This is a genomic window from Luteolibacter pohnpeiensis, assembly GCF_016595435.1.
Lineage (GTDB): Bacteria > Verrucomicrobiota > Verrucomicrobiia > Verrucomicrobiales > Akkermansiaceae > Luteolibacter > Luteolibacter pohnpeiensis.
Map to the genome: position 1 here is coordinate 1 of NZ_JAENIJ010000077.1, position 3,794 is coordinate 3,794.

General features: G+C 50.2%; 5 protein-coding genes. All 5 read left to right on the forward strand.

All coding sequences use genetic code 11. The annotated features are described in order from the left end of the window. Nucleotides 1-105: 105 nt before the first annotated feature. The 5 genes from JIN85_RS19880 to JIN85_RS19900 all read left to right on the forward strand — a co-directional run bounded on the left by JIN85_RS19880 (nt 106) and on the right by JIN85_RS19900 (nt 3,369). A complete protein-coding gene (locus tag JIN85_RS19880) occupies nt 106-528 on the forward strand; it encodes a hypothetical protein (protein WP_200274133.1) in 423 nt (140 codons plus the stop codon). Then, a complete protein-coding gene (locus JIN85_RS19885; protein WP_200274134.1) occupies nt 525-947 on the forward strand; it encodes a hypothetical protein in 423 nt (140 codons plus the stop codon). Before JIN85_RS19880 ends, JIN85_RS19885 begins: the two co-directional genes overlap by 4 nt. A 134-nt stretch (nt 948-1,081) precedes the next feature. Further along, nucleotides 1,082-1,942: an HNH endonuclease gene (locus tag JIN85_RS19890; RefSeq protein ID WP_267906744.1), complete on the forward strand. Its 861-nt coding sequence runs from the start codon at nt 1,082-1,084 to the stop codon at nt 1,940-1,942. A 16-nt stretch (nt 1,943-1,958) separates the two neighbouring features. Next, complete coding sequence (locus tag JIN85_RS19895) at nt 1,959-2,429, forward strand: DUF4262 domain-containing protein (protein WP_200274138.1); 471 nt, start codon at nt 1,959-1,961, stop codon at nt 2,427-2,429. A gap of 586 nt (nt 2,430-3,015) precedes the next feature. Next, the gene (locus tag JIN85_RS19900) at nt 3,016-3,369 is read left to right on the forward strand and encodes a hypothetical protein (RefSeq protein ID WP_200274140.1); all 354 of its coding nucleotides are present in this window, start codon (nt 3,016-3,018) and stop codon (nt 3,367-3,369) included. Nucleotides 3,370-3,794: the final 425 nt, after the last annotated feature.

Sequence of the window (3,794 nt, forward strand, 5' to 3'; positions counted from 1 at the left end):
GTCAGCCAGTCCAGAACAAGGCGGCGCATCCGACGGCGATCAGCTCGATAGTTGATTTTGTTGCTTCCATCCCGCCGCGGATGGCCTTATACGTTCTCCCAAAAAATGGAAAGCTATCACGGAACATCATCAGCTAATGCAGCTGCACTTACTTCGGGCGTTATCGATGTGACGCTTGGTGGTGGTGAGTTGGGCCGGGGCTTCTACTCCGGGGAACATCTCCACGAAGCGAAGGCGTGGGCATTCCACACGAGCGGTGACAGAACATCGAACGTGGTGAAGCTTGCCACGGAGGACGATCAGGTGGAGGCGCTTGATCTGAAGCTAATGGATGCAGGATCTGCTGGGTTGGCGCGTTACAGAATCAGAACTGCGGGCGAGACTCGGACTTTCGTTTTTGGCCATGACATGATTTGGTCACCAATCGTTGGCTCAGAGAAGGTGTCCGGAGATCAGTATAAGTGGGAATCGGACACTTCTGCGCTTTTGCTGAATGATTCGGCGCGAACAACCAGAGAGGTGGTATGACTGAGGAAATTCATTATCTCGTGCGTCAGAGCGCTGCGAATGATGGCCTGATCTACCCGTCTGAACTCGATCAGAAGGAGTATTACGGTTTCGGTTCTTTTTACCTTATGGGCGCGGAGGACGCTGATCCTGCCGAGGAATACACTTTCCGCGCTGTCTTGGGTGAAGAACTGATCGTTACGACCGCAGAGAGATTTCGCGATGAGAAGTATTTTTTCTCGGTCCAGATGAAGAAGGTAGGCCGCTTCATTTTCTACGCTCAAGCGATGCCCAAGAAGTATCCATACAGCGGGCAGCTTTCATCGTTGCAGGGGATGTATGCCTTCCGCCGTATGCGCTCATGGAAGCCAGCCGCATTGGACGTAGCCTGTCGTGAGCATGGATTCTATTTTGTTGGAGCTTCGCCAATGAATACGTAACGGAGAACAAGGCGACGCTCCTAACACCTGCCCCGCCGCGAGTTCAGTTTCCTATGGCCATTCAACCCGCAACCCACAGTCGAAGCCGCGCCCTCGGGCAGGTGTAGGAGGCCTTCGACGTTCTGCATAAAATTATGCGCTGCATCTTCTGCAAATCTTCGTCGGGCTCGAGTAGGTCTATGGAGCACATTATTCCCAAGGCTCTCGGGAATGATGTTCATGTCCTAGGAGCTGGCTGGGTTTGCGACCAGTGCAACAATTATCTGGCTCGAAAAGTCGAAGAACCATTTTTGAGCACCCAATATGGCAAGCTTTCAAGATTTGAAATGGGAGTTCCCAATCGAAGAGGGAGAACTCCAATAGTCTCTGGATTCCACCTTGGAAGTCGGACGAAGCTAGACTTTCAATACACCGAGCAGGGCTTGGCCTTTTCTGCCACTTCAGAAGAAGATGAACGCAGGCTTATTGGCGCTCTTAAAACGCAATGCAACGGAACCTTTATACTACCTGCCTCGGAAGTGCCTAAGGTCTCCTATGAGCTTGCACGATTCATCGGAATGATTGCCCTCGAAGCCCTAGCCTATCGCTGCATGGACGTTGAGGGTTGGAATCAAGAATTGGTGGATAACGAGTCTTTCGATGAATTGCGAAATTACGTCAGGCGTGGACGTCCCGGGTTTGTCTGGCCCATTCACATACGTCAGATTTATCCAGCCAACTTTGAATTTTCCGACGCGACCTCACCGAGCTTCCAAGTGCTCCACGAATTTGATTTTCTCTGCTTACAATCGCAAGAGACACCGGGGCAGATCGACGAGATGTTTGCAGTGATTGCGATTTTCGGCATCGAATACACAATCAACTTAGGAGGCCCAGAAATTGAAGGCTTTTTAGAGTGGCTCGATACCAACGGGCACGCATCCTACCTCTATAGCAAAAACGACAAGCAGAACAAGGCGGAGCAGGCAACGCCTAACGGCGCGCCTGTCCTTTGACGTTCGATGGAATACGATGAATAAACAAGCGAAAGAAGAGTATTTTAGAAAGCTTGAGGGAGATATAGCCAGAAACGGCTTTGCCACTGTTACCGTGTTTGAAAAGGATAGTAATCATAAGTTTACTTACTCAGTAGGCCTTCACAAAACCTATGGGCATCCGGAGATAATTACTTTTGGCCTCCCCGGCAAAATTGCTCATGCAGTGATCGGAGACATTGCAGCGAAGGCTAAAGAAGATAAACCTTTTGATCTATCCGAAGCAACAAAAGAATTGTTTGAAGGTGAAGGAGAAGTCGTATTTCTTAAAGTTTCGAAAGAAGTCGCATCAAAATATTTGTTATCCGCATTTTGGTTTAACAATGAAGAGGATTTTGAAGTTTTTCAGGTCGTTTGGAAATCTCAAATCGACTGTGCTTATCCTTGGGATGAAGGAGCATCTTCTGATTTTATTGATATACAACCAATTGTTGGAGAAGAACGCTGACTAATCGAACAAGATGTCACAGGCAACGGGCATTCGCCCGTGCCTGGACATTGAACGTTGTGCCAAGAATCAAGAGCGATGAATTCCGTAGCGGCGACGATACTCATACTGTTTGAGCTTCCAACCCTGGTGTTCACATGGTCGGTACTGGCGATCAGGGGGACACGCCCATTCCTGCTACGAGTCGAATCATCGTCATGCTGCCACGCGGAGATCCTGCGATTCAATGCGGAAGATGATCACTGGACTAGCCGCCGCATTCGTAGGTTGTGCTTCGACCTAGGCCCGATGTACTTCGATGTCATATTGGGTCGCCTCAGCATCATAGAAGGCTTTCGTTTGATGAACCAAGTTGCAAGGGAGAGATCCCCGGTAAAGCGCTCATTTGATGTTACCGATTTCCTTCGTGTTGTTGCATTCCTCGTTATTGCCACAATTATTTTATGGATTGCGTGGCATCCGTTCTAATTCACCAAAAATGAAAGAAGCACAACAAGCCGCCGCATCCGACCGCGACAAGCCGCCAGTTTGAATCGGAGCTTGTGGGCGCGGCCGGATGGGCTATGACGTTGGCCGGAAGAATTTCATGAGCGTTGACCAAATTGCTGCCATCCGCCCTGCGATCCTAGAAGCAATCGAAGGATCTCCCGCTACATGCGCGACCTTGGAGTTGGAGGGCGATGCGGATAAGTGGGTTCAGTTCACCGAGTACACCATCAATGCCGCGTATCCTCACAGCAATAATCCAGAAGAATGTGTGAAGAGTTTGCCGTCGATTGCCGGCTTGAAACTCGTGAACTGGGAAACACGGACGTTTGCTACTTTCGAGATTCCGCCATCTGATGCGGAATTGGTCGCTCGATGGATTGACGAGTATTTCCTGAAGATTCTGGATTGCTCAGCCGACTACGACATTGACGTGACGATCGAACAGTTATGAAGAAGCGGCCAACAAGCCGTGGTAGGCAACCCCGCGGGCTGGCCTGCTCTGGGAGGAATTAAGGCTCACCCTTAGCCCGCTGGCTGCCTACACGTTGAACGTTCTGGGTTAAAATGAATATGATTATTCGGCAGTTTTACCTTGGCGGTGGCTGCCGGAATGACTTCTAGGTTGGTGATGGGAGAGGCGGAGTGAATTTGGTTGCTTGGACTTGGTTGGTAGTAGATCGGATTGCTGCGAAGGAGTCGCGCCTCACGAGAACTTGGTCCGGCCCGAATCGGGACTGGGTGGTGAGTAGCTTTCGCGTCGGAGTTTGGATGGGACTGGATTTGAGAGTAGGTAGGGGATCGGATCGCAGATATGATTTTCCGCCCAAAATTAGAACTGATCGGCCCGAATATCGAATTGCAGAAGCTGAGGCTCTG